Raw genomic sequence first — 22,960 nt, forward strand, 5'->3', positions numbered from 1 at the left:
CCGTACATCACGGACTCTTGACCCCAGTGGCGCGCCAGCACGGTGGACGTTCGGCAAGATGGACCGATGAGCGTTGAGTTGATGGTCTGGGACGAGCCCGTGCCGATCAGCAGGGATCAGGCCCGGGCCACGTATCTGGCGGTGAAGCGGAGCGACCCCGTCGAGGGGGACGTGCCCGACGTCGCCAAGGAGCTGCCCGGGGAGGTCACCCTGTACCCCGGACACGTCCTGGTGACGATGGACCTGGACACGATGGACGAGTCCTCGGCCCAGGTGTTCACCACCGCCCGCGCGCACGGCCTGGTCTGCTACGACCCCCAGCGCGACCTGGTGCACAACGTCGCCCCGCTCGGCGTGTACGAGGGCATGCAGCTCCACACCGGCGACGGGATGGTCGTCCACGACCCGGACCTCGGCCTGGTCCACGACGTCCTGGCCACCCTGTCCCCGCAGAACCCGTTCGTCGCCCTGGTGAACTTCGGCCACCACTTCCTCCAGGTCTCCCCCGGCTACGAGCTGGAGTACAAGGAGGGCACGATGGTCCGCGCGGTCGTGCCCGAGCTGGACGAGGTGCGGCAGGCGTTCAACGAGTACGCCACCGGCGAGCGCGGGTTCCTCACCCGCCACGCCTGGGCTCAGGCGTAGACCTGGGCGAACAGCTCCGGATCGACGTTCCCCCCGGACAGCACGGCCACCGTGCGCCCGGCGGGGACGCGGCCCGACAGCAGGGCGGCCGTGGTCGCCGCCCCGCTGGGCTCGGCCACCAGCCGGGCCGTGCGCGCGATGTGCCGCACCGCCGCCCGCAGTTCCTCCTCCGACACCGTGACGATGCCTTCGAGGTGCTCGCGCAGGTGGGCGAAGGTCAGCTCGGAGACCCGGTTCACCCGCAGTCCGTCGGCGATGGTCCGGAACGTGCGCGTGGTCTCCCAGGTCACCACGTGCCCGGCCGCCAGGCTCTCGGCGGCGTCGGCGGCCAGCTCGGGCTCGACGCCGTACACGCGGACGTCGGGCCGCAGCGCCTTGACCGCCGCCGCGACGCCGGCGGCCAGCCCGCCGCCGCTGACCGGCACGAGCACCGCCTCGACGTCCGGCAGGTCCTCGACGATCTCCAGGCCGATCGTGCCCTGGCCGGCGATGATCGCGCGGTGGTCGTAGGGCGGCACCAGCGTCAGGCCGCGCTCGCCCGCCAGCCGCTCGGCCGTCACCTCGCGCTGGTCGGGGGGCACGACCACCAGCTCGGCGCCCCACCCCTCGATCGCCGCCGCCTTGACCGCGGGCGTGCCCTCGGGCACGACGACCACGCACGGCACGCCGAACTCGGCCGCCGCGAACGCCAGCGCCTGGCCGTGGTTGCCGGAGGAGTGCGTGACGACCCCGGAGGGACGCAGGGCGGCCAGCGCGTTGTAGGCGCCGCGGATCTTGAACGAGCCGACCGGCTGCAGGCTCTCGGGCTTCAGCCACGCCTCGCCCATCGGCAGGAGCGGTGTGCGCACCGCGATCCCCTTGATCCGCCCGGCCGCCGCGCGGATGTCGTCGATCGTCACCAGGTCCATACGATCACTCTAGGCTCAGAACGGCACAATTCGGCGAGTGCCTGCTCCATGGCAGGATCGCGAGGCATGAGAACTCTGTACCCGCCCATCGAACCCTACGAGTCCGGCCTGCTCGACGTGGGCGACGGCAACCAGATCTACTGGGAGGTCTGCGGCAACCCCGACGGAAAGCCGGCCGTCATGCTGCACGGCGGGCCGGGCGCCGGGTGCAGCGCCGACCACCGCCGGCAGTGGAACCCCGACCTGTACCGGATCGTCCTGTTCGACCAGCGCAACTGCGGGCGCAGCCTGCCGCACGCCAGCACGCCGGGCACGTCGCTGGCCGCCAACACCACCTGGAACCTGGTGGCCGACATGGAACGGCTGCGCGAGCACCTGGGCATCGAGCGGTGGCAGGTGTTCGGCGGGTCGTGGGGCAGCGCGCTGTCGCTGGCCTACGCGCAGACGCACCCCGACCGTACGACCGAGCTGGTGCTGCGCGGCATCTTCACGCTGCGCCCGCACGAGCTGCGCTGGTTCTACCAGGAGGGCGCGAGCTACCTGTTCCCCGACCTGTGGGAGTCGTACGTGGCGCCGATCCCCGCCGAGGAGCGCGGCGACCTCATGGCCGCCTACCGCGCCCGGCTGGAAGGGGACGACGACGCGGTCCGGCTCGCGGCGGCCAAGGCGTGGTCCCAGTGGGAGGGCGCCACGATCACGCTGCTGCCCGACCCGAGCCTGGTGGCGGAGTTCGGCGAGGACAAGATGGCGGTGTCGTTCGCCAGGATCGAGAACCACTACTTCCACCACGGCGGCTGGTTCGAGCCCGAGCAGCTCATCAGGGACGTCGACCGCGTCCGGCACATCCCGGCCGTGATCATCCAGGGCCGCTACGACGCCTGCACGCCCATGGCCACCGCCTGGGACCTGCACAAGGCATGGCCCGAGGCCGACTTCCACGTCGTGGACGACGCCGGGCACGCGGCGACCGAGCCCGGCATCGTCGACCGGCTCATCGCGGCGACAGACGGCTTCGCGCCAGCCTGACCGCGGGCGTGACCGCGCCGACCAGCAGCAGCGCGAACAGCGGCGCGAGCACCAGACCGAGGAGGAAGCCACCGGCCACGTCGTGCGGGTAGTGCACGCCGACGAACACCCGGGAGAAGCCCATCAGGGCGGCCAGCGGCAGCACCACCCAGGCCAGGGCGCGCCAGGCCAGGATGAGCGTGCCCGCCGCCCCTGCGGCGATCACGGTGTGGTTGCTGGGGAAGGACCAGTCCGTGGAGGGCGGGCAGGCCGCGATCGTGGCGATCCCGCCGCGGCACGGCCGGTCCTCCCGGACCAGCACCTTCACGCCCTCGCTCACGATGTACGCGCCCACCACCCCGGCCGGGCCGGCGATGGCGAGCGCGAGGTCGCGGGCGGGGGCCTGGCGCGCCCGCCACCAGCACACGAGGAACAGCGCCGCGAAGATGAACAGGCCGGCGTCCGTGCCGAACTCGGCGAGGGCGTGCAGCCACCCGGGCGTGGTCAGGGCGAAGTCGACGATGTCGCGGTACACAGGTGTCCAATCCGTGAACGGGTAGTGGACACGACCTTATGAACTTTGATCGTCAAATGCTTCGACCGAAAGGGCGATTCCGGGTTTTACGCAAGATACTGGCGTACGAGGAGGGTGCGCTTCTGCTCCAGCTCGCCTTCGGTGATGAGGCCGCGGTCGAACGCCTCGGCGGTGGCGTCCCGCTCGGCCACGAAGTACGCGGCCATGATCTCGCTGCGCAGCGGGGTGAAACCGCGCTCCACGCAGTCGGAGAAGAGGGTGACCTTCTGCTCGACGACGCCGGCGGGCACGGTGCACGTCAGGTCGTGCTCTTTGAGCTGCTGAACCGCTTCACGAAGGGTGACCGGGCCAAGGGACCCGTTGAAACGGGTGTCAAGGGTGATCTTCACTGTTTTTACGCCTCCAATCGTTTCAAACGCATCGCGAGAGACCGCGTATTCCCAGTTCAGAGCGGGTAAGAGGGCAAACGTGATCGGAGAGCACGTGATCGTCGGCTACAGCAACGACCCCGGTGGGCGTGACGCGCTCGCGCTCGGGGCCGCCATCACCCGGCTCACCGGGGGCGAGCTCACGGTGGCGTCGATCTATCCCCCGGGCAGCCCGGGGCTGGCCGTGGAGGCCCAGGCCAACCTGGCGCACGCGGGTGAGGAGCTGGGCGTCGTCCCGGCCGAGTACATGGCGTTCGAGAGCCGGGGCACCGGTCGGGGGCTGGCGGTGCTGGCCAGCCGGATCAGGGCCGACCTGATCGTGGTCGGCTCGGCGAGCGGCGGCCAGTACGGCCGCATCGCCGTCGGCAGCACCGCCGACCACCTGCTGCACCTGTCGCCGGAGGCGGTGATGCTGGCGCCCTCGGGCTACGTGCCGCCCGACGAGCCCGCCCGGCTCACCCTGGCCTACGTCCACCGGGCGCAGTGCGACGCGGCGGTCGAGCGGGTGGCTCAGGCGGCGCTGCGGCTCGACGTGCCGCTCCGGCTGATCACTCTCGACCTGCGCACCGAGGACCAGGGCAAGCTGCGCGACGACCTCGCCCTGGCCGTACGGCTGGCCTGGGAGAGCACCGGCATCGAGGCCGAGTCGGAGGTGGCCGAGGGCCACGACGTGCAGGCCGCGCTGAAGGACGTCGAGTGGCTGCCCGGCGAGCTGCTGGTGTGCGCCGCGGGCGAGGACGCCCAGCCCCACCGGGTGTTCCTGGGCGAGCTGGCGATGAAGGTGCTGCGGTCGTCGTCCTGCCCGGTCACCGTGTTGCCGAGGGGGTTCTCCTAAGCTTCTGGGCGTGCGTGTCGCCCGATTGATCGTCGTCGTGGTGCTGGCCTCCCTGGCCGGCGTCTACGTGGTGGCCGGTGCCTGGGGGGCGCCGGCGGTGTTCGCCGCGCAGTGCGCCTTCACGCTGCGGGTCAGGAAGGGGTGGCTGGTCGCCGTCCAGGCCGTGCTGGTCTACGCGGTGACGCTGGGGCAGGGCGCCTCCGTCGCGATCCTGGGGTTCCTCGCCGGGTCGCTGCTGGTGACGCGCTGGTGGGCGCTCGCGCCTGCGGTGGCGTTCAGCGGCGTCGTGATCCACCACTGGCGGTACGCCGGTGACGCGGTCTCCACGGCGGACCTCGCGATCACGACGATACTGATGGCGCTGGTGGTGTTCGGCCTCAACCGGCTGGTCGAGCGGGTGGCCGAGATGGAGGCCACCCGTCCGGCGCTGGCCGCGGCGGCGGTGGCCGAGGAGCGGCTGCGCATCGCCGCCGAGCTGAGCGACGGCCTCGGGCGCGGCCTGGCCGCCATCGGAGCGGGCGCGCGGCGGGCGCTGGCCGCGCCGCAGAACGCGGCGCACCTGCTCGGCGAGGTGGTCACGACGGCGCGGCTGTCGCTGGCGGACGCCCGCGCCGCGGCGGCGAGCTACCGCGCGATGTCCCTGGCCCCCGAGCTGACGACCGCCCGCGCCCTGCTGGAGGCGGCGGGCGTCGGCGTGGAGGTGCGGGCCGCCCACACCGAGCCGCTGGGCCCGGCGGGCGCGCTGCTCGCCTCGGTGCTGCGCGAGGCGGTCACGGACGTCGCCCGCCGCGGCACGGCCACGGTGTGCGTGATCGAGACCTGGGAGGAGCCCGAAGGAGCCCAGGTACGCCTGCGGGTGGCCGACGACGGCCGCCGCACCGCCGAGGACGACGACCTCGGCGGGCTCGCGCGCCAGGTGGCGGCGGCGGGCGGCACGCTCACCCGCGGCCTGTCCGGCCGGGCCCGCTACACGGTCGAGGCCGTGCTGCCCGCCACCCGCCCGCCCGCGACCGCCCGGCGCGAGCCGCCCGACGTCTCGGTGGTCCTGCTGGCCGCCGTGCTGGTCGGGTTCAGCGTCAAGGCGCTGCTGCAGATCCCGGCCGCCCTGCTGGCTCCCGCCGTCGCGGCGCTGGCCGTGATCGTGGTCATGCAGCTGCGGTCGGTCACCGGCCGCCACATGGTGGCGCTGGGGGTGATGGCGGGGCTCACCTTCGCCCCGATCCCCATGTTCGGGCCCATCTGGCTGGGGACGGCGGGCTTCCTCGCCGGTCCGGTGCTGCTCGCCTTCCGCCCGCGTACGGCCTGGCCCCTGACGGCCGCGATCCTGGCCGCGGTCTGGACGGTCGCGTCCCTGTACGCGCTGCCCGGCCGCGTCAACATCACGGTGAGCACGCTCACCACCGGCATGGTGGTCTACAGCCTCCTCCGGCTGGCCCAGCTCGCCAAGGCGCTGCACGCCGCCAGGGAGAGCCTGGCCCGCTCGGCCGTCGTCGAGGAGCGTCTGCGCGCCGCCCGCGACCTGCACGACCTGCTCGGCCACAGCCTGGCCGCCATCCTGCTCACCTGCGAGCTGGCCCGCCGCCTGCCCGACCCCGTGCCGGAGCTGGAGAACGTCGTCACCATGGCCGAGCACGCCCGTCACGACCTGCGTTCGGTCACCGGGGAGCAGCGTGAGCTGTCCTTCGCCGCCGAGGCCGAGTCGGCCAAGAAGGTGCTGGCGGCGGCCGGGGTCGAGGTCACCGTACGGCTCGCGCACCCCGAGCTGACGCCCGAGGTCGAGACCGTGCTCAGCGCCGTCCTGCGCGAGGCCGTGACGAACGTCCTGCGCCACAGCGCCGCCCGCGCCTGCGTGATCTCCACCTCCGCCGCCGGCGACGAGGTCGGGCTGATCGTCCGCAACGACGGCGCGGCCACGGCGGCTCCCCGTCGCGGCTCGTCGGGCCTGGGCAACCTCACCACCCGCCTGGCCACGCTGGGCGGCCGGCTCACCACCGCCGCCGGAGACGGCTGGTTCCGGCTCGACGCGCGCGCTCCGCTAGATCCAGCCGGCCTCGGTGGCGATGCGCACGGCGTCGGTGCGGTTGCGCGCGTTTAGCTTGGCCACGATGGCCGTCAGGTAGTTGCGCACGGTCCCGGCGGTCAGGTGCAGCCGCTGGGCGATGTCGGTGGCCTCCGCGCCGCCCGCGACCAGGCGCAGCACGTCGGCCTCGCGCGGCGTGAGCGGGTTGTCGGCCAGGTCCCAGGCGGTGACGGCGAGCGAGGGGTCGAGCACCCGGCCGCCCCGCGTCACCTCCCTGATCGCCGAGACCAGGTCCTCCGGCGGCGCCGTCTTCAGCAGGAAGCCGTCCACCTGGGCGGCCAGGGCCCGCTTGAGGTGGCCGGGCTTGCCGTACGCGGTGAGCATGAGCGTGCGGCACGACGGCACCCTGGCCCGGATCTCCGCGGCGGCGGCCAGCCCGTCGAGGGTGCCGGGCATGTCGATGTCCAGGACGGCCACGTCCGGCCGGTGCGCGGCGGCGGCGGCCACGGCCGCGTCCCCTGACTCGACCGCGGCCACGATCTCGAAGTCGGCCTCCAGTCCCAGCAGGGTCGCGAGCGCGTGCCTGATCACGGCCTGATCCTCGGCCAGAAGTACGCGAATCACGGAGACATGTCTATCAGTGTCCGAATCATGATGACGTCATGGTCGATCGGTGATGGGGTCTCTGGCCGGCGTACGCGCAGTTCAGCAGGCTTGGAGCCATGACGGACGTAGTGCGTTTGGACGCGGTGAGCAAGGTGTACGGGAAGGGCCAGGGCGCGGTGGCGGCCCTGCGCGAGGTGTCCGTGGGCATCCCGCGCGGCTCCTTCACCGCGGTGATGGGCCCGTCGGGGTCGGGCAAGAGCACGTTCCTGCACTGCGCGGCGGGGCTCGACGTGCCCTCCTCCGGATCGGTCCGGCTGGGCGGCACGGAGCTGGCCGGCATGGACGAGACCAGCCTCACCGAACTGCGCCGGGAGCGGGTCGGATTCGTGTTCCAGGCATTCAACCTGATCCCGGCGCTCGACGTGGTCGAGAACGTGACGCTCCCCCTGCGCCTGGCCAGGGCCCGCGTGGACCAGGCCTGGCTGACGGAGATCCTGAGCCGGGTCGGGCTGGAGGGCAGGGCGGGACACCGGCCCGCGCAGCTGTCCGGCGGCCAGCAGCAGCGGGTGGCCATCGCCAGGGCACTGGTCACCAGGCCGGAGGTGGTGTTCGGCGACGAGCCCACGGGCGCTCTGGACACGATGACCGCCCGCGACGTGCTCAGGCTGCTGCGCGAGGTGGTGGACGGCATGGGCCAGACCGTGGTGATGGTGACCCACGACCCGGTGGCCGCCTCCTACGCCGACCAGGTCCTGTTCCTGGCCGACGGCCGGATCGTGGACGCCATGACCGCGCCGACCGCCGAGAAGGTCGCCGAGCGCATGACCCGGCTGGGAGCGTGGACGCGATGATGATCTCGCTGGCCCTGAGGACCCTGCGGCACCGCGTGGCCGCCTTCGCGGGCGCGTTCTTCGCCCTGCTGTGCGCCGCCGCGCTGGTGTGCGCGTGCCTGATGCTGCTGGAGACCGGTCTGCGCGGCGACGTCGTCCCCGAGCGGTACGCCGGCGCGCCCGCGGTCGTGGCGGCCGACCAGTTCGTCCGCCAGACCGTCGTCAAGGGCGACGGCGACGTCAAGACGAAGGCCAAGGCGCTGGCCGAGCGCGCCTGGCTGGCCGAGTCCGTCGTGGCCGGGCTGCGCCGCGACGGCCTGAAGGTGGTCACCGAGGTGACCTTCCCGTTCGGCGGCTTCACCGGGCACGGCTGGGAGTCGGCCGCGCTCACCCCGTTCACGATCGGCAAGGGCCGTCCCCCGCGGGCCGACGACGAGGTGGCGGTCGACGCCCGCGCCGGGCTGGACGTGGGCGCGCAGCTGCGCGGATACCGCGTCGTCGGGGTCACCGCGCAGGCCCTGCCGAGCCAGGACACCGTGTTCTTCAGCACCGCGCAGGCCCGCCGTCTGGCCGGGCACCCGGGCAGGGTGAGCGCCGCCGGCGTCTTCCCCGGCCTCGACCGGGCCCCGGAGGGGGCCGTGGTGTACACCGGCGACGAGCGCGGCAGGCTGGAGTTCCTCGACGCCGAGCAGGCGCGGGTCAAGCTGATCAGCATGGGCGGCTCGCTGGCCGGTACCTCGCTGCTGGTCGCGATCCTCGTCGTGATGGGCACGTTCGCGCTCTCCGTGCAGCAGCGGCAGCGGGAGCTGGCCCTGCTGCGGGCGATCGCGGCCACGCCGAAGCAGGTGCGCGGGCTGGTCGGCGGCGAGGCGCTGCTGGTCGGCGCCGCCGCCGGGACGCTGGGGGCGGCGGCGGGCATCGGGCTCGGCTTCTGGCTGCGCGGGCAGTTCGTCACGCTGGGGGCGGTGCCGGCGAACCTGCACCTGGTGGTGAGCCCGTTCCCGCCGCTGGTCGCGCTGGCGGCCACGGTCGGCGCGGCCTGGGTCGCGGCCCGGGTGTCGGCCCGCCGCCTGACCCGGATCCGTCCGGTTGAGGCGCTGGGCGAGGCCGCTCTCGGCAGCCCGCGGCTGCCGTGGTGGCGGCTGGCGGCCGGGCTGGTGGCGGTGGCCGGAGCCGTGGTGCTGACGCTGGTCCTGTCGGGCCTGCGCATCGAGGCGGCGGCCACGCCGGTGACCCTGCTGACCGCGCTGGTCTGGACGACCGCGTTCACGCTGCTCGGGCCCGTGGTGGCGCGGGTGACGGCGGCGCTGCTGGCGGTCCCGCTGCGGATCTCGCGGGTGGCCGGCTTCCTGGCCGCGCGCAACCTGCGCGCCGGGTCGGGGGCGCTGGCGTCGGTGTTGTCGCCGCTGACCCTCATGGTGGCGATGACGTGCACGATCCTGTTCGTCCAGACCACGATGGGGTACGCCGCCCAGGAGCAGGCCGACGCCGGCACCCGCGCCGACTACGTGGTGGCCGGGGCCTCCGGCCAGGCGATCCGCGCGGTGCCCGGCGTGCTGTCGGTGACCGAGGTCCTGCGCACGTCGGTGCGGGTCGGCCTGGACAAGTTCCCCGCTCAGGCCGTCTCTCACCCCTCCGGCACCCTCGACCTGGGCGTGGTCTCCGGTTCCATGGACGGCTTCGGCGACCGCTCGGCCGCGATCAGCCGGACCGCCGCCGACCTGCTCGGCCTGCGGCCCGGCGACCCGCTCAAGCTCACCCTGGGCGACGGCACCCCCGCCGCGCTCACGGTCGCCGCCGTCTACACCCGCGGTCTCGGCTTCGGCGACGTGACGTTGCCGTACGCGCTGGTCGCCGGGCACGTGGACGACCCGTCCGCCGCGCTGCTCGTACGGGCCCCGGAGGTGCCGAGGAACGCGCTGACCGCCGCGCTGCCGGGGGCGAGCGTGCTCGACCGGGCCATGGCCGCCGAGGTGAGCGCCGCCAACCCGCAGGTCACCTTCGTGGCCCTGGGCCTGATCATCGCCTTCACCGCCATCGCCGTGGTCAACACGCTGGCCATGGCGACCTCGGCCCGGTCCGGCGAGCTGGCCGCGCTGCGCCTGGCGGGCACGACCCGGCGGCAGGTGCTGCGGACCCTGCGGCTGGAGACGCTGGGCGCGGTGCTGGCCTCCTCGGTGCTCGGGTCGGCGGTGGCCCTGGTGACGCTGGCCGCGTTCGGCTCGGGCATGACCGGGTCGGCGGTGCCGCACATCCCGCTTCCCGCCTTCGCCGGGGTGATCGCGGCGGCCGCCGTCCTGGCCCTCGCCGCCACCGCCCTGCCTGCCCGGTTCGCGCTGCGGTCAGCCGCCTGAGCGCAGGACCCGGTCGTACAGCTCCAGGTAGCGGTCGGCCATCACGGCGGGCGAGAAGCGGCGACGGGCCTCGCGGCGGCACTCCTCCGGGTCGATCTCGTCCACCCGCTGGACCCACTCGGCCAGCTCCTCCTCGGTGTCGGCGAGGAAGCCGGTGCGGCCGTGGTCGATGATCTCGGGGAGGCAGCCGCGGCGCAGGCCCACCGGCGGCACCCCGAGCGCCAGGGCCTCGACGACGGCCGTGCCGCCGGGCTCGTCCCACTGGATGGGGAAGAGCGCGGCGCGGGCCGAGGCGTACAGCTCGTCCCTGGCCCGGCCGCCGACCGCGCCGACCCACTTGACCAGGTCGCCGTCGAGGTAGCGGGACACCTGGTCGAGGTGGTAGCGCACGTCGGGGTGGCTGTGCAGCGGGTGGTAGGGGTCCTGGAGGACGACGTCCAGCTCGGCCCGGCTGTCCCGGCCGCAGACCGGGCCGGCCAGCACCAGCGGCAGGCCGAGCTTCTGGCAGATCCTGGCGGCCACGTGCTGGCCCTTGAGCCCGCAGATCCGGCCCATGATCACCAGATGCTCGCCACGCTCGGCCCGTACGTCCTGGTCGGCGAGCGGGGTGGCCAGGTGGACGGCGCCGAGCGAGGCCGCGCGCAGCGCCTCGGGAGCGCGGGCGAGCTGCGAGTCCGACACCCCGTTGACCGCGATCGACCGCGGGAAGGCGCCGTAGAAGGCCGGGTGCTTGCACAGGTCCCAGTGGAGGGTGTGCAGCACCGGCGGCCCGCTCAACGCCGACAACACCGCCGGCCCGACGACCTCCAGATGGTCGTGGACGAGGTCGATGTCGTCGCGGGCGCGCAGTTCGTCCGCCACCCGCGCCTGGTGCGCGTGCGCGATCCCCATGACCTGGTTGTACGGCTTCTGCAGCTCCCCGAACCGGCCCTCGTCGTAGACGGCGATCAGCTCGTCGGCCTCCAGCGTGCTCGACGCGACGGAGGCCAGCACGACGTGCACGCCGCGTTCGCGCAGCGCGGGCACCAGGGTCGCGACGACGTTCTCGATGCCGCCGTAGCCGGGCGGCGGGACCGCCAGCCACGGTCCCGCGTTGATCAGCACCTTCACGCGACGTCCTCCTCCAGCATGAGGGAGGCGAGCGGCGGTCGTTCCGCCACGCCCACGTCCACCAGGCCGGCCCGCCCGTCGAGCCCGAACTGCAGCAGCGTGTGGGCCGGGGACTCCGAGGACACCACGCGGCCCTGGCGTTCGAGCCGGGACCACGCGGTGAGCATGATCTGCCCGGCCATCCGGCCGAGCGCGCTCATGGACTGGTGCCCGTGCACGCGGGAGCCCAGGTCCACCTGGGCCATCGCGTCCAGTCCCACGAGGTGGAGGAGGTCGACGAGGAGGCCGAACTCCACGCCGTACTCGGTGACGAAGGGCACCTGTTCGAGCACTTCGCGCCGGGCGGCGTACTCGCCGCCGAGGGGTTGGCCGAAGCCCGCCAGCTCCGGCCAGAACATGTTGAGCAGGGGCCTGGCCACCAGCTCGGTCACCCGTCCGCCCGCGCCGCGCCGCGGCACGCCGTCCTCGCCCGTGAAGGGCCGCTCGTACGTCGCCTTGACGAAGTGGGTGTCGGAGTTCACCAGCAGCGGACCGACCAGCCCCGACACGAAGTGCGCGCCGAAGTTGAGCAGGTCCGAGTCGACGAACGCGACGATGTCGCCGTGGGAGGCGGCCAGGCCCTTCCACAGCGCCTCCCCCTTGCCCGTCATGCGCGGCAGGTGGGGCAGCACCTCGTTCTGCGCCACGACCCGCGCGCCCGCCGCGCGTGCCCGTTCCGCCGTCGCGTCGGTGGAGTTGGAGTCGACGACGAGGATCTCGTCGACGAGTGGCGCCTGCTCCACCAGCTCACGCCTGATCACGGTGACGATGTCCCCGACTGTGCGCTCCTCGTCGCGCGCCGGCAGGACGACGCTCACCGTTGTGTTGCCCTTGGCCGCGAGTAAGGCGTCCACCGGCCATTCGCACGCCGTGCTGGAATGCGGGCCGTACCACTCCTGTGCCCTGGCCAAAGCTCGCACATCTGTCTCCATGCAGTCAGCCCCATCTCATAGGGGCACGACCCCTGCCCGATCTATGCGTCTTTGAACATCTTTGTTTGTTAACCCCTAGACGTGGCATATGTCGGGTTGTGTCCCCTATTACCCGTGTCGGCATCATTGGTGCCGGGAATGTCGCCGCTCGCCACGCAGATGTCCTGTCCGGCTTCCCCGACGTGACGATCGCCGGGGTGGCCGACACCGACTTCCACAAAGCTGAGGCGTTGGCCTCCGCCCACGGCTCCCCCGCCTACGGCGACCATGCCGGCCTACTGGAGGCCGGCGATCTCGACGCTGTTTACGTCTGTGTGCCTCCTTTCGCGCACGGTAAACCGGAGTACGACGTCTTGTCGTGCAATCTCCCGATTTTCGTGGAAAAACCCCTTTCTCTCGACCTCGAAACCGCAGAAAACATCGCGGCCGAAATCGAACGGAGAGGGCTCCCGTCCGCCGTCGGCCACCACTGGCGCTACCTCGACGTCGTCGACAAGGCCAGGGAACTGCTCGACGGGCGGCCCGTACGGCTCGCGCTCGGGCAGTGGCTGGACAAGGTGCCCCCGGTCGGCTGGTGGCTGAACGCCGGGCTGTCGGGCGGCCAGATCCTGGAGCAGGCGGTCCACGTCCTGGACCTGGCCAGGGTGCTGGTGGGCGAGGTGTCGATGGTGCACGCCGTACCGGCCGGGAACCCGGTGGAGGGCGAGATCGACCGGGCCACGTCGGCCGTCATGAGCTTCAAGGACGGCGCCACCGGCCTGCTGGCCACCTCCTGCCTGCTGCGCCGCAAGCACCGGGTGGGGCTGGAGGTGTGCGCCGACGGCATAGCGCTGGAGCTCAGCGAGACCCGGCTGCTCGTCGACGGCGAGGAGGCGATCGAGGACGGCGGCCACGCCAAGACCCTCGTGGACCGCGCGTTCATCGACGCGGTGCGGGGGAAGGACGCCGACGTGCGCGCGCCGTACGCCGAAGCCCTGCGAACCCACCGCCTGGCACTCGCCCTGACGCGCTCCGCAGCCGAACGAAGGCCGGTGATGCTGAATGAGTGAGGCCATGAGCCCGCGAGGGAGCGCCGGCGCCTGGAGGAGCGGCGGGAGCGCAGCGACCAGAGCGGAGGAAGGCGACGGCACATGGCGACCGAGCCCGCCTCACGGAGTGAGGCCATGAGCACGACCCTCAGTATCGAGGCGCCCGGTGAGGTGCGGTTGGTGGAGGAGAAGTTGCCTGACCTGCCCGACGGCGGGTTCATGGTGGCCACCACGCACAGCGGCGTCTCGGCGGGCACCGAACTGACCTACGTCAAGGGCGCCAACCCCTACCTCAGCTCGACCTGGGACCCCGCGCTCGGGCTGTTCCTGCCGGGCACGCCGTCGGTGGGCTACCCGGTGCGCGGCATCGGCTACATGCAGGTGGGCCGGGTGGTCGAGACCCGTACGCGGGCCGTGGCCGAGGGCTCGCTGGTCGCCATGGCGTACGGCCACCGCACCGCGTACGTGGCCGACCCGATGACCGACCGGTTCGTCGTGCTGCCCGACGACATCGACCCGCTGCTCGGCATCTACGTCGCCCACATGGGCCCGATCTGCGCCAACGGCCTCCTGCACGCGGCCGCCGACCTGCACGGCCCGGCCGTCCAGCACCTGGGCGACGGCGTACGCGGCCGGCGCGTCGCTGTGGTCGGCGCGGGCGTGGTGGGCCTGCTGACCGCGTCCTTCGCGCTGTCCTTCGGGGCCGCCGAGGTCGTCGTCGTGGACGAGACCCCGGCCAGGCTCGCGGTGGCCGAGGCGATCGGCGCGCAGGTCCTGGCCGCCGCCGACGACCCGGCGGTGACGCTCAAGCGCCGCTGGCGGCACGCCCCCAACGACCGCGGCGCGGACCTGGTCTTCCAGTGCCGCGGTCAGCCCAGGGCGCTGGCCCTGGGGCTCAGGCTGCTCCGGCCGCAGGGCGCGCTGATCGACCTGGCGTTCTACACCCAGGGCGCCGACGAGGTGCGGCTCGGCGAGGAGTTCCACCACAACGGGCTGACGTTGCGCTGCGCCCAGATCGGCCGGGTGCCGCGCGGCCTCGCGCACGCCTGGGACCGGGAACGCCTCTCCTACGAGACGATCGGCCTGCTCAGGGAGCGCGGGAGGCTGCTACGCGAGCACGTGGTCACCGACGTCGTCGGCTTCGGGGAGGCTCCCGAACTTCTGACCGATCTCGCGGCCCGACGGCGGCAGACCGTCCAGGCCGTGCTCAGCCACGACGTCGAGGATGAGGGCGGCTGACCAGCTGAAGTCCCGGCAACCGTGACCGCGCAGCGTGAACGGGTTGAAGTACTCGCGGAAGCCGGAGTGGGCGACGGCGTGGATCATGCCCTCGGCGAGCAGGTCGGCCAGGTCGGGCCGGCGGTCCCTGAGCCCCTGCCAGACGAGCCAGGTCAGGTTGATCCAGCTCGGCCCGCGCCAGTAGCGCGCCGGGTCGAACTCGGCCGTGGCCGGGGCGTGGCTGGGCAGCACGCCGTCCTTGAGCGAGAACCTGTCGACGGCCGTGGCGATCAGCGCCTCGGCGATCTCCGGCGGCAACCCCGGAAGCATGAGCGGCACCAGGCCGGCGGCGCTGCCCGAGCGGATCAGGCGGCCCGTGCGCAGGTCGCGGGGGCGGAAGTGGCCGTCCTGGTAGAGGTGGTCGACCATGGCGGCGGTGACGGCGGCGGCCTCGCGCCGGTGGGGCTCGGGGTCCCGGCCGCACACCTCGGCGATCTCGGCGAGCGCCGACTCGGCCACGCCGTACGCGGCGTTGAACAGCGGGTCCTCGATCTCGAACGAGCCGGCCCGCTGGTAGCCGCTGTCGCGGTAGGCACTGGCGAGAGAGACGTACCGCTCGTAGTCGCGGTCGGTGGGGCGTTCGTCGGCGCTGACGGTGTTGAGGTCTCTGCGGACGAAGCCCGTCACGCCGGGCTCGACCGCGCGCAGCGGGACGTCCCAGGCCGGGCTGTTGTCCATGCCCGATTCCCACGGGTGGACGATCGAGATCAGGCCCTCGGGCGAACGCCGGGAGGCGCGCAGGAACTCCTGCTGGGCGACGAGCTTGGGATAGATCCTGGCCAGGAACGCCGGGTCGGGCTCGGCCTGGTGCACCTTCCAGGCGGCCAGCGCGTGCACGGGCGGCTGCACGATGCCGGAGGTCGCCGAGCCGGACGGCGCGCGGGCGCCCCAGAACTGGGGGCCGGGGAAGTAGGCGCCCTCGGGTACGACGGGGTTGAACACGATGTGCGGCACCCGGCCGTCGCGCCACTGGGCGCCGAACAGCGACAGCAGCTCCGACCTGGCCCGCCGCGGCGACCAGCGGGCGTTGCCGATCGCGATGAAGGCGGAGTCCCAGCTCCACTGGTGGGGGTACAGGCGACGGGAGGGAACCGTGTGGCTGCCGTCCCAGTTGGTGACCAGCACGCGTACGGCGTCGCGAAGGATCATAGGAATTTCCTGATGAAGGCCGCCGTCTGCGGGAGCACGATCTCGGGCTCGCCCCGCAGCCGGCATTCGAGGGCGAGGTAGCCGTCGAAGCCGACGGCGTCGAGGGTGGCGAGCTGCGCGCCCCAGTCGAGGTGGCCGGTGCCGGGCTGGTTCCTGTTGGACTCGCTGATCTGCATGTGCGCGATGTACGGGGCCGCCTCCGCCAGCGCCCGGCAGGGGTCGTCCTCCTCGATGTTCATGTGGTAGGTGTCGCCGACGATCCTGATCGAGTCCATCGAGCAGTACGACACCGCGTCGGCCAGGGTGTTGACCATGTGGTTCTCGTACCGGTTGAGAGGTTCGAGCATGATCAGCACGCCGTTGCGCTGGGCGTGCTCGCCGAGGATGCCCAGCGCCTCGGCCAGCACCTCGCGGTCCTGCTCGGCGGTGCGCGGCGGCTCGAACGGCGGCAGCCTGAGCGAGAACTGGCCCCAGGAGGCCGGGGTCATGACGCCGATGCCGCCCAGCTCGGCGATCACCGTGAGCTGCGACCTGAGCTGCTGGATGGCGTCCTTGCGCCTGGCCGGGTCGAAGTCGCCGATGAAGTGCGGCATCTCGACGCACACCGTCGGCATCACGACGCCGTCGGCCAGCGCCCGCTTGAGCTCGGTCAGGCGGCCGGCGAAGTGGAAGTCGCCCTTCCCCCTCAGCTCGATGGCGTCGAACCCGGCCTCCACCGCGAACGCGAACTTCTCCTGCAGGCTCCGGCCGGGCAGAAGCTGCTCCTGGGCGGCGAGCTTCATCGTGACTCCTCGAAGGTGAAGACGAGCTGGAGCACCTCGGACTGGTGCTTGTCGATCAGGTCGAACGCCTCGGCCGCCTGCTCGACCGGCACGAGGTGGGTGACGAGGTCGCCGACCTCGACCTCGCCCCGGTGCACGAGCTCCATGAACGTGCGCTGGAGGCGTTCGACGTCCCAGCGGTGGGCCAGCCAGGAGGCGACGCCGCCGATCTGGGAGGAGACGAGCTGCACCTGGTTGTGGTGGAACTCCTCACCCAGCCGCAGCCCGATGCCCTCGCCCTGGTAGAAGCCGGCCGCCACCACCCGGCCGCCCTTGCGCACGCTCCTGATGGCCTCCTGGAGGCCGAGGTGGTTGCCGCTGAGCTCGATCGCGGTGTCGGCGCCCTCGACGCGCTTGCGCAGGAACTCGGCGACCGAGCCCGACCGCACGTCGAACGTCTCGGCGGCGCCGAACTTCCTGGCGAGTTCGAGCCGGTCGGGGATCGCGTCGGCGGCGACCACCCGGGCGCCGCTGAGCACCGCCATGCGGGTGGCGAGCAGACCGATGACGCCCTGGCCGAAGATCGCGACCTGGTCGCCCAGGTGCACGTCGGCGGCGTGGACGGCGTTGAGCGCGATGGCCCCGACCCGGGCGAAGACGCCCGCGACGGGGTCGGCCCCCGGCGGCAGGATGTGGCCGGCCAGCTTCTCGGCGGGGACGACCGCCTCGGCGCGGTGGCCCCAGATGCCCCACACGAGGCTGCCGACGGGCGGCTCTGCGACGTCGGGGGCCGCCTCCACCACCTCTCCGACCTCTTGGTAGCCCCAGCCGGACAGGGGGTAGGCGTGCGTCTGGCCTTCGAGGAAGAGCCGGCGCTCGGTGTCCCATTTACGGGTGAGGTAGGGATTGGTGCCGCGATACGCGGTCAGCTCGGTGCCCGCGGAGACCCCGGAATAGAGGGTCCGCACCCGGACGGAGCCCGGGACGAGTTCGGCGGGCGACTCCAGGCTGACGCTGACACGGCCTGGCTCTTGGAAGGTGATGACGCGCATACCCCACACTTACGCTTTTTGATCAAACAAAAGTCAGAGATTTAGTGTTTGTTTGCACACCATAGTTGCGCTCGAAACACTCGTAAGTCTACGACTTCCGTCGATCGCGGCCGATGGAATCCTGGTTTCCGGCAGGGTGCGTTCTGGAAAGAGACCTTACCGACATATCACGCCCTGTCTGTCCACCTGGCCCGGAAGCGCCAGAAGTGCTTGTCCGGGCAGCATCCGGATGACCGAAATGACATCAGACCAGATCGTTTCGCGACGGGTGTCCGCGATCGCTTCTGGGGAAGATTTGCCGCAACACCGACCAACCTTTTACGAATCCCCCCAACCGGAGGAGCGTGCCATGCCGAAGAAGGTCACCGCCGTCCTCGCCGTCGCGCTGCTGGCCTCGGCCTGCCTCGCGGCGTGCGGCGACGGCGGCGAGCAGCAGTCCGGCGCGAACCAGATCACCGTCTGGACCGAGGAGAACCTCGGTGACCGGATGGCCGTGCAGAACCAGATCATCGCCGAGTTCACCAGGAAGACCGGGATCAAGGTGAAACTGGTCGGCGTCGGGGAGGACCAGTTCAGCCAGACCGTGACGGCCGCCGCCGCCGCGGACGACCTCCCGGACGTGATCGGCGCGCTCCCCCTGGCCTCCATCCGCGAGCTGGAGGCCAACGACCTGCTGGACACCGAGACGCCGGGGAAGATCGTCGACCGGCTCGGCAAGGACTCCTTCTCGCCGCGCGCGCTCGAACTGGACTCCTCCGGCGGCAGGCTGCTGGCCGTGCCCAGCGACGGGTGGGCGCAGCTCCTGCTCTACCGCAAGGACCTGTTCAAGAAGGCCGGGCTGGCGCCGCCGGACACCTACGAGGCGCTGGAGGCGGCGGCGGCGAAACTGAACGCGGGTGGGGTGGCGGGCATCACGCTGGCGATCGCGCCCAAGGACTCCTTCACCGCGCAGAGCTTCGAGCACGTGGCGCTGGCGAACGGCTGCCAGCTGGTCGACAATTCCGGAAATGTCACGCTAGATAGCCCACAGTGCGTGAAAGCCTTCGACTTCTACGCGAAACTGGCGAAGAACTACTCGGTCAAGGGCAAACAGGACGTCGACTCCACCAGGGCCACGTACTTCTCCGGGAAGGCGGCCATGATGATCTGGTCGTCGTTCATCCTCGACGAGCTCGCGGGGCTGCGTAAGGACGCGCTGCCGAGCTGCGCCGAGTGCCGCGGCGACCCCGAATGGCTGGCCGCGAACACCGGCGTGGTCACCGCGCTGAAGGGCCCCGACGGGAGCGCCCCCGCCCAGTACGGCGAGATCGTCTCGTGGGCGGTCGTCCGCGGCGCCGCCACCGACCCGGCCGCCAAGTTCGTCACCTACATGATGGACGAGGGCTACGAGCGCTGGATCGGGATGGCGCCCGAGGGCAAGTTCCCCACCCGCGAGGGCTTCGCGGACAAGTGGAACAAGCTGCCCGCGGGCGTGGACTCCAAGAAGCCGCTGTCGGAGGTCTACCCGGCCGACGTGCTCGACGCGCTGCGCAAGAGCCCGGACACCTTCGCCCGCTGGGGCATCCCGCAGGGCCAGGGCAAGCTGGTCGGCGCCACGATGGGCGAGCTGCCCGTGCCCAAGGCCCTGAGCCAGGTCGTCGACGGCTCGCTGACCCCGCAGGCCGCCGCCGCCCAGGCCAGGAAGGACGTGGAGACCATCAAGCGCGGGATCCGGCAATGAGCGCACCCCGCACCCTGCGGCAGCGGGAAGCGCGGGCCGGGCTGGCGTTGATCTCCCCCACATTGATCATCACGCTGGTCGTGGTGGTGCTGCCGCTGCTGTGGGCGATCATGCTGGCCTTCCAGGACGTCCGGCTGATCAACATCCGCCGGGCCGGCGTCTTCGGGCACTACACGCTGGAGAACTTCACGTACGTGATCTCCGAGCCGGGCTTCTGGACGTCGCTGGTCAACACCCTGGTCTACACGGTGGCCGGCACGGCGCTGTCGATCGCGGCCGGCCTGGTGACCGCGCTCGCCCTGCGCGACAGGTTCCGGGGCCGCACCCTGGTCAGGGCCTCGATCCTGATCCCGTACGTGGCGCCGGTCGTGGCCGTGGCCTTCCTGTGGGAGACCATGCTGAACCCCCAGTACGGCATCGTGAACACCTGGCTGAAGGAGCCGATCGCCTTCCTCACCCAGGCCCAGGGCGACTTCCTGGGCCTGAAGGTGCCGGTCGCGCTGCTCACGGTGATCGCGTTCGAGGCGTGGCGGTACTTCCCGTTCGCGTTCCTGTTCATCCTGGCCCGGTTGCAGGCGCTGCCCGCCGACCTGGAGGAGGCCGCGGTCGTGGACGGCGCCACCCCCACCCAGCGCTTCCGCTACGTGATCATGCCGCAGCTCTGGCGCATCGTGGCGCTGCTGGCGGTGCTGCGGTTCGTGTTCACCTTCACCAAGTTCGACGACGTCTACCTGCTGACCGGCGGCGGCGCCGGGACCGAGGTGGTCAGCGTGCGCGTCTACAACTTCCTGACCGCCCGCGACGACATCGGCGCCTCGGCCGCGCAGGCGATCGTCCTGGCCGTCTTCCTCGTCGTCTTCCTGACCGTCTACCTGCGCTTCTTCCCGGGAGGCGACCGTGAGCAGGGATAGGTTCGAGCGCGGGCTGCTCGCGGTGCTCAGGCCCGTGGTGATCGCGTTCCTCGTCGTGGTCACCGCCCTGCCGTTCCTGTACATGGTGACGTTGTCCGTACGCGACATCCAGGAGCTCATCCTGGAGCCGGGCTCGGTGTGGCCGCGGCACCTCACGCTGGACACGTACGTGAACGTGCTCACCACACAGGGGTTCCTCACCTTCATCAGGAACAGCGCGGTCGTCGCGGCGGGCTCGGTGGCCGCGACGCTGCTGATCTCGATCCCGGGCGCCTACGCCGTCGCGCGACTGCGCTTCTTCGGCCGGCGGCAGGTGCACTTCCTGTTCCTGGCGGTGTACCTGTTCCCGGCGATCGTCCTGGCCATCCCCCTGTTCGTGCTGTTCACCATGCTGGGGCTCAGGGGATCTCTCGCCGGACTGATCCTGGTTTACATCGCGCAGACCGTGCCCGTCACGGTATACATGCTGCGCAACTACTTCGAGACAGTGCCGCGGAGCGTGGAGGAGGCGGCCGCGATCGACGGCTGCTCGCGGCTGTCGACCATCTGGCGAGTGGTGCTGCCACTGTCCAAGCCCGCGCTCATGGCAACCGGCCTCTACGCGTTCATGATCGCGTGGAACGAGTTCCTGTTCGCCCTGCTGTTCCTGGTGGAGCGGCGGGAGAGCTGGACGGTCTCGCTGGGGCTCTCTCAGCTGGCGGGCAGCATAGAGATCCCCACGACGGTTCTGATGGCAGGATCTGTGGTGCTGACGCTGCCCATCGTGATCGTGTTCTTCGCCAGTGAACGCCTGCTGACGGAGGGCCTCACGGCAGGAGCGGAGAAGGGATAGACATGCTGACGGCCGGGCAGGTCCTCCAGCTCATCCGCGACGGCTCCTGCCGTACCCGCAAGGACCTGATCGAGTTCACCGGCCTGTCCCGGTCGACCATCACCGACCGGGTCGACCGGCTCATCGCCGCCGGCTACCTGCACGAGTCCGGGATCGGCGCATCGGGCGGCGGCCGGCCGCCGTCGGTGCTCGACGTCGACGCCGCCAGACGGCTGGTGCTCGTGGCCGACCTGGGCGCCACCCACGCCAGGGTGGCGCTCACCGACCTCGCCGCCCGGCCGCTGGCCGAGGAACGCGCCGAGATGCGCATCGACCGCGGGCCCGAGGCCGTGCTGACGTGGGTGCGCGAGGCGTTCCAGCGCATGCTGGACAGGTCCGGGCGGCCGGCGGGCGACGTGTGCGGCATCGGGCTCGACCTGCCCGGCTCGGTCGACCACACCAACGGGCGGGTGATCAGGTCGTTCCTGATGCCGGGCTGGGACGACCATCCGATCAGGGACGCGATCGGGCGCACGTACGACGTGCCCATCCTGGTGGAGAACGACGCCAACGCGATGGCGCTGGGCGAGTGGTGGTCGTCCTGGCGGGAGACGGACTCGCTGATCCTGGCCAAGGTGTCCACCGGCATCGGCACCGGCATCGTCCTGGACGGGCAGATCTACCGGGGCGTCGAGGAGGCCGCCGGGAACATCGGGCACGTCCGCATCCGGGAGACCGACGACCGGGTGTGCACCTGCGGCTCCCGCGGCTGCGTGGCCTCCCTGGCCAGCGGGCACGCCCTCGCGGCCGACCTCGGCCAGGAGACCAGCCGCGACGTCGTGCGCCTGGTGCAGGCCGGCGACCCGGCGGCCATCGCGCGCACCCAGGAGGCGGGCCGCACGCTCGGCGTGGTGCTGGCCACCGCGGTCAGCCTGCTCAACCCCGGCGTGCTGGTGCTGGCCGGGGACATGGCGCAGACGCGGGAGCACTACCTGACCGGGATCAGGGAGGTCGTCTACCGGCGGAGCCTGCCGTACACGACGCGGAACCTGGAGATCGTCACCAGCAGGCTCGGCGACCGGGCCGGGATCACGGGCATGGCGGTGATCGTCATGGAACACGTGCTCTCCCCCGCGGCCGTGGACGGCGCGCTGGCCGCCGTCGGGTGATCAGGCGAGGGCGCGGGGCAGGGCGGTGGCGGCCTCGGTGAGCGAGGGGCCGTACCAGGTCAGCAGGCGGCCGCTGACCAGCGCGCAGGCCAGGCCGGGGAACGCCTCGGGGCCGTCGTCCGCGCTGAAGGCGTAGGGCTCGTCGGGCAGCACGACCAGGTCGGGGCGGTCGCCGGTCAGCTCGGGCAGGGGGATCTTGGGGTAGCGGTCGGCGTGGCCGGCGTACAGGTTGTCCACGCCGAGGTGCCGCAGCACGTCCCCGGTGAAGGTGTCGCGGCCCACGACCATCCAGGGGCGGCGCCAGATCGGGACGATCGCGGTGCGGCGCGGGCCGGGCGCAGGGGCTCCCCACGCCTCGCGGGCGCTTTCGAGCCAGGCCGGGCGGTCCGTACGGCAGGCGTGCGCGAACATGCGCTCCAGCGAGGCGAACGCCTGCTCCAGCGTCTCGATCCTGGTCACCCAGACCGCGACGCCCGCCGCGCGCAGGGCCTCGACGTCGGGCGCGCGGTTCTCCTCGGCGTTGGCCAGGACGACGTCCGGCCGCAGGCGCAGGACGGCGTCGAGGTCGGGGTTCTTGGTGCCCCTGACCCTGGCCACGTCCAGGCCGGCCGGGTGCGTGCACCAGTCCGTCGCCCCGACCAGCGCCTCCGGGACGGTCGCCGCCACGGACTCGGTCAGCGACGGCACCAGCGACACGATCCGCCGGACGCTCGGGGGTACCTTCACTGGGACCCCTGTGTCATCGTGGACCACGGCACCACCTTATGTTGCGTTTTCCTGAAATATGCGTAGCACCACTCTTATGTCGGTATAGATCCGTAGAATCCCGGTAAA

The 22,960-nt window shown here is 71.9% G+C and carries 21 protein-coding genes and 1 pseudogene; 12 read left to right on the forward strand and 10 right to left on the reverse strand.

The window, feature by feature from the left end:
- Positions 1-66 precede the first annotated feature (66 nt).
- Positions 67-645 (forward strand): hypothetical protein, encoded by a 579-nt coding sequence (locus ACIHAD_RS01195; RefSeq protein ID WP_397352291.1) that lies wholly within the window; start codon positions 67-69, stop codon positions 643-645.
- Here ACIHAD_RS01195 and ACIHAD_RS01200 read toward each other — a convergent pair.
- Entirely contained in the window at positions 636-1,553 is a 918-nt protein-coding gene (locus ACIHAD_RS01200) for a threonine/serine dehydratase (RefSeq protein ID WP_397352292.1), read from the reverse strand. The two genes, ACIHAD_RS01195 and ACIHAD_RS01200, sit on opposite strands and share 10 nt — an antisense overlap.
- A gap of 66 nt (positions 1,554-1,619) precedes the next feature.
- On the opposite strand from ACIHAD_RS01200, the gene pip reads away from it, so the two are divergent.
- Positions 1,620-2,579 (forward strand): prolyl aminopeptidase, encoded by a 960-nt coding sequence (gene pip, locus ACIHAD_RS01205; RefSeq protein ID WP_397352293.1) that lies wholly within the window; start codon positions 1,620-1,622, stop codon positions 2,577-2,579.
- On the opposite strand, the gene ACIHAD_RS01210 is transcribed toward pip, so the two are convergent.
- A complete protein-coding gene (locus tag ACIHAD_RS01210; RefSeq protein WP_397352295.1) occupies positions 2,545-3,093 on the reverse strand; it encodes a phosphatase PAP2 family protein in 549 nt (182 codons plus the stop codon). The two genes, pip and ACIHAD_RS01210, sit on opposite strands and share 35 nt — an antisense overlap.
- An 86-nt stretch (positions 3,094-3,179) precedes the next feature.
- The gene (locus tag ACIHAD_RS01215) at positions 3,180-3,482 is read right to left on the reverse strand and encodes a hypothetical protein (RefSeq protein ID WP_397352296.1); all 303 of its coding nucleotides are present in this window, start codon (positions 3,480-3,482) and stop codon (positions 3,180-3,182) included.
- Positions 3,483-3,561: 79 nt separating this feature from the next.
- On the opposite strand from ACIHAD_RS01215, the gene ACIHAD_RS01220 reads away from it, so the two are divergent.
- Both ACIHAD_RS01220 and ACIHAD_RS01225 read left to right on the forward strand, forming a co-directional pair.
- On the forward strand, positions 3,562-4,356 hold the full coding sequence (locus tag ACIHAD_RS01220) for a universal stress protein (protein ID WP_397352297.1): 795 nt from the start codon (positions 3,562-3,564) through the stop codon (positions 4,354-4,356).
- Positions 4,357-4,366: 10 nt separating this feature from the next.
- Entirely contained in the window at positions 4,367-6,451 is a 2,085-nt protein-coding gene (locus ACIHAD_RS01225) for a histidine kinase (protein ID WP_397352298.1), read from the forward strand.
- Here the strand turns inward: ACIHAD_RS01225 and ACIHAD_RS01230 are convergent.
- The gene (locus tag ACIHAD_RS01230; protein WP_397352299.1) at positions 6,392-7,000 is read right to left on the reverse strand and encodes a DNA-binding response regulator; all 609 of its coding nucleotides are present in this window, start codon (positions 6,998-7,000) and stop codon (positions 6,392-6,394) included. The two genes, ACIHAD_RS01225 and ACIHAD_RS01230, sit on opposite strands and share 60 nt — an antisense overlap.
- A 98-nt stretch (positions 7,001-7,098) precedes the next feature.
- On the opposite strand from ACIHAD_RS01230, the gene ACIHAD_RS01235 reads away from it, so the two are divergent.
- Together ACIHAD_RS01235 and ACIHAD_RS01240 are read left to right on the forward strand one after the other, a co-directional pair.
- Positions 7,099-7,833, forward strand: coding sequence for an ABC transporter ATP-binding protein (locus ACIHAD_RS01235; RefSeq protein ID WP_397352300.1), 735 nt, complete (start codon positions 7,099-7,101; stop codon positions 7,831-7,833).
- Entirely contained in the window at positions 7,830-10,166 is a 2,337-nt protein-coding gene (locus ACIHAD_RS01240; protein ID WP_397352301.1) for an FtsX-like permease family protein, read from the forward strand. Before ACIHAD_RS01235 ends, ACIHAD_RS01240 begins: the two co-directional genes overlap by 4 nt.
- Here the strand turns inward: ACIHAD_RS01240 and ACIHAD_RS01245 are convergent.
- Both ACIHAD_RS01245 and ACIHAD_RS01250 read right to left on the reverse strand, forming a co-directional pair.
- Complete coding sequence (locus ACIHAD_RS01245; RefSeq protein WP_397352302.1) at positions 10,155-11,276, reverse strand: glycosyltransferase; 1,122 nt, start codon at positions 11,274-11,276, stop codon at positions 10,155-10,157. The two genes, ACIHAD_RS01240 and ACIHAD_RS01245, sit on opposite strands and share 12 nt — an antisense overlap.
- Complete coding sequence (locus ACIHAD_RS01250; RefSeq protein ID WP_397353019.1) at positions 11,273-12,226, reverse strand: glucosyl-3-phosphoglycerate synthase; 954 nt, start codon at positions 12,224-12,226, stop codon at positions 11,273-11,275. Before ACIHAD_RS01250 ends, ACIHAD_RS01245 begins: the two co-directional genes overlap by 4 nt.
- A 119-nt stretch (positions 12,227-12,345) precedes the next feature.
- Here ACIHAD_RS01250 and ACIHAD_RS01255 point away from each other — a divergent pair, with 119 nt between their 5' ends.
- Positions 12,346-13,296: a Gfo/Idh/MocA family protein gene (locus ACIHAD_RS01255; protein WP_397352303.1), complete on the forward strand. Its 951-nt coding sequence runs from the start codon at positions 12,346-12,348 to the stop codon at positions 13,294-13,296.
- 114 nt (positions 13,297-13,410) lie between these two features.
- On the forward strand, positions 13,411-14,514 hold the full coding sequence (locus ACIHAD_RS01260; RefSeq protein WP_397352304.1) for a zinc-binding dehydrogenase: 1,104 nt from the start codon (positions 13,411-13,413) through the stop codon (positions 14,512-14,514).
- Between the two features lie 9 nt (positions 14,515-14,523).
- On the opposite strand, the pseudogene ACIHAD_RS01265 reads toward ACIHAD_RS01260, so the two are convergent.
- The 3 genes and pseudogenes from ACIHAD_RS01265 to ACIHAD_RS01275 all read right to left on the reverse strand — a co-directional run.
- A pseudogene (locus tag ACIHAD_RS01265) lies at positions 14,524-15,768 on the reverse strand (MGH1-like glycoside hydrolase domain-containing protein); the annotation flags it as partial.
- Positions 15,699-16,484, reverse strand: a complete 786-nt coding sequence (locus ACIHAD_RS01270) for a sugar phosphate isomerase/epimerase family protein (protein WP_397352306.1) — start codon at positions 16,482-16,484, stop codon at positions 15,699-15,701. The gene ACIHAD_RS01270 and the pseudogene ACIHAD_RS01265, both read right to left, overlap by 70 nt.
- The gene (locus ACIHAD_RS01275) at positions 16,481-17,515 is read right to left on the reverse strand and encodes a zinc-binding dehydrogenase (protein ID WP_397352307.1); all 1,035 of its coding nucleotides are present in this window, start codon (positions 17,513-17,515) and stop codon (positions 16,481-16,483) included. Before ACIHAD_RS01275 ends, ACIHAD_RS01270 begins: the two co-directional genes overlap by 4 nt.
- Positions 17,516-17,864: 349 nt before the next feature.
- On the opposite strand from ACIHAD_RS01275, the gene ACIHAD_RS01280 reads away from it, so the two are divergent.
- Genes ACIHAD_RS01280 through ACIHAD_RS01295 form a run of 4 tightly spaced genes read left to right on the forward strand, consistent with a single transcriptional unit; the run spans position 17,865 to position 22,126 of the window.
- Positions 17,865-19,235: an ABC transporter substrate-binding protein gene (locus ACIHAD_RS01280; RefSeq protein WP_397352308.1), complete on the forward strand. Its 1,371-nt coding sequence runs from the start codon at positions 17,865-17,867 to the stop codon at positions 19,233-19,235.
- The gene (locus tag ACIHAD_RS01285) at positions 19,232-20,146 is read left to right on the forward strand and encodes a carbohydrate ABC transporter permease (protein WP_397352309.1); all 915 of its coding nucleotides are present in this window, start codon (positions 19,232-19,234) and stop codon (positions 20,144-20,146) included. Before ACIHAD_RS01280 ends, ACIHAD_RS01285 begins: the two co-directional genes overlap by 4 nt.
- The gene (locus ACIHAD_RS01290) at positions 20,133-20,978 is read left to right on the forward strand and encodes a carbohydrate ABC transporter permease (RefSeq protein ID WP_397352310.1); all 846 of its coding nucleotides are present in this window, start codon (positions 20,133-20,135) and stop codon (positions 20,976-20,978) included. Before ACIHAD_RS01285 ends, ACIHAD_RS01290 begins: the two co-directional genes overlap by 14 nt.
- A gap of 2 nt (positions 20,979-20,980) precedes the next feature.
- On the forward strand, positions 20,981-22,126 hold the full coding sequence (locus ACIHAD_RS01295; RefSeq protein ID WP_397352311.1) for an ROK family transcriptional regulator: 1,146 nt from the start codon (positions 20,981-20,983) through the stop codon (positions 22,124-22,126).
- Here the strand turns inward: ACIHAD_RS01295 and ACIHAD_RS01300 are convergent, their stop codons facing one another.
- The gene (locus ACIHAD_RS01300; RefSeq protein WP_397352312.1) at positions 22,127-22,852 is read right to left on the reverse strand and encodes a helical backbone metal receptor; all 726 of its coding nucleotides are present in this window, start codon (positions 22,850-22,852) and stop codon (positions 22,127-22,129) included.
- Positions 22,853-22,960: the final 108 nt, after the last annotated feature.

Source organism: Nonomuraea sp. NPDC052265 (genome assembly GCF_044547985.1).
Lineage (GTDB): Bacteria > Actinomycetota > Actinomycetes > Streptosporangiales > Streptosporangiaceae > Nonomuraea.